Origin of the sequence: Kitasatospora sp. NPDC093558 (assembly GCF_040683475.1) — a bacterium.
In the GTDB taxonomy this organism is placed as follows: Bacteria; Actinomycetota; Actinomycetes; order Streptomycetales; family Streptomycetaceae; genus Kitasatospora.
Map to the genome: position 1 here is coordinate 1 of NZ_JBFBDY010000992.1, position 1,806 is coordinate 1,806.

At 69.8% G+C, this 1,806-nt stretch carries 2 protein-coding genes; one reads left to right on the forward strand and one right to left on the reverse strand.

Going from position 1 to position 1,806, the window contains the following annotated elements; translation table 11 throughout:
- Positions 1-121: 121 nt before the first annotated feature.
- Positions 122-463: a hypothetical protein gene (locus AB0O00_RS37720; RefSeq protein WP_363659208.1), complete on the reverse strand. Its 342-nt coding sequence runs from the start codon at positions 461-463 to the stop codon at positions 122-124.
- 369 nt (positions 464-832) lie between these two features.
- On the opposite strand from AB0O00_RS37720, the gene AB0O00_RS37725 reads away from it, so the two are divergent.
- Positions 833-1,792 carry a hypothetical protein gene (locus AB0O00_RS37725; RefSeq protein ID WP_363659209.1) on the forward strand — a complete coding sequence of 320 codons (960 nt, stop codon included), beginning with the start codon at positions 833-835 and terminating at the stop codon, positions 1,790-1,792.
- Positions 1,793-1,806 lie beyond the last annotated feature (14 nt).

Genomic DNA, 1,806 nt, shown 5'->3' on the forward strand with positions numbered 1-1,806 from the left:
CCCCGGAGCTCTCGCACGGACCTGAACCGGTCCGGTCTGGCAGCGCCCGGTCGGCGGGGCCTGGGCCGGCCCTCGCCGGGATCGGCCGTGAACCGCCGTCACGGACCGGGCCGGGCTGCTGTCATCCGGCGCACACCGTTTCGCCGCCGAGCCCGGGGAATACGAGCGTTGCGCAGTTGGTCGTGATCGGGCTCGGGACGGCCACCTGATGGTTGAGGGTCGTATTCCCCTCCACGGTTGTGGTGATATCGGAAAATACTTTTGGAGTATCGCTTTCGTCGCACCCCTGCAGTGAGAGGTGGATGCTCTGTGTGGTCGGACAGAAGACGCTCGCCGAGATGGACGTGACCGCATTCGTGGTCGTGGGCTTGCCGACTTCCAGGCTGCAGGGGAATTCCTGGGCGTGGGCGGGAGTCGCGGGTGCGAGGGTGAGCAGCGGCGCGGCAGCCAGGACGGCTGCCACCAACCCCCTGCGTACAGATCTGTTCTGGGCCGGCATCGTAAGTCCTCCGAAGGATGGGTCGGTTGAGTCAACTGACGGCTCGTCTGTGACGTGCGCCCACTACGGTGTGTGAAATCGCAAGTCAGGATGTTCACACACATAAGATGAAAATCGGACCGACTCGCCAGGCCGTGGTCCGTCCCGCACCCGATCAGCCTCACAGCACCAGGTCCGCGGACACTAAGCCGGCCGCGGTGTTGATCCGTGACTGCGCCCGGCGCCGCCTCCGGCTGCGCCGCCGGGCTCCCCGCTCGCGTGCCGCCCGTCGCGTGCTGTACTGAAAGCGGGGCACGAGCCGCCGCCGGCGCCTGGTACGAGAAGGTGCGGATCATGGAGTTATTCGATCTCTGGGCCGGTCAGTACCAGCTCGACAGCCAGATTTTCGGGGCGATCACCCTTGCCAACCAGCGGCTGTCCGAGGCCGCCGCGGTGATGGACGAGGCCACCGAGTCGCAGGTCCCGGGCGGGGTGGACGGGGCGGTCGTGCGGTGGCGGGACGAGCCGGGGGTGGCCGGGTTCTGGGGGTTCGGCCTCTGGTTGCCGAAGCGCGGCGGGCCGCCCCAGCCGACCGCCTTCGTCGACCAGGCGCTCGCACCGGTCGAGGGCAGGCCGGTAGCCACGGACGAGGAGACGGTGTCCCGGATGCGGGCGCTCGGCATGACGTTCGACCCCATGAGCATCGGCCTGTGGATGGTGGGGCGCGGCTCGCCCACGCCGCAGCACTGCGCACCGGGACAGACGGTGACGGTCCCGGGCAGGTCGGCGACGCTCGGCTGCCGGGTGACGCTGAGCAATGGCAGGGTGGCGATCAGCACGGCGGGGCACGGCGCTCGGACCACCAACCTCATCGCGGACGTCGCAGGCACTCGCATCGGGCGCGTCGCACACTCCGTGTGCCCGCAGACGCAGACGCCGGGGACGCCCTGCGCGGACATCGCGCTGATCGCTCTCGACCGCAACCACCAGGAGGGCGCCCACCGGGCGTTCCAGGCCTACCAGGCCACCTCGGCAGGGGACGACCTCCTTGTCAACGTGCCGGCCGGCACCCAGCAGGCGTGGGCCCGCGCGGTGCTCCCGACGCTCTGGCTGAACCGCACGTGCGGCGCGTGGGCGAACGTGATCGAGACGGACCATCACGTCAGCGTCCAGGGCGATTCGGGCTCGACGGTCGAGGTCGGCACCACTGTCGGCCACCCGACCGGCCACGTCGTGGCCGGCGACGCGGTCCGGACCGTCATCCAGGACCTGGACTACCAGCTCGGATGGTTCAACGCGGCCATCCGGCCGTGAACGGAACGCGTTGG

Bases quoted from the DNA above. Each gene is read 5' to 3' on its own strand.
- AB0O00_RS37725 (WP_363659209.1), top strand. From the start codon at position 833: ATGGAGTTATTCGATCTCTGGGCCGGTCAGTACCAGCTCGACAGCCAG.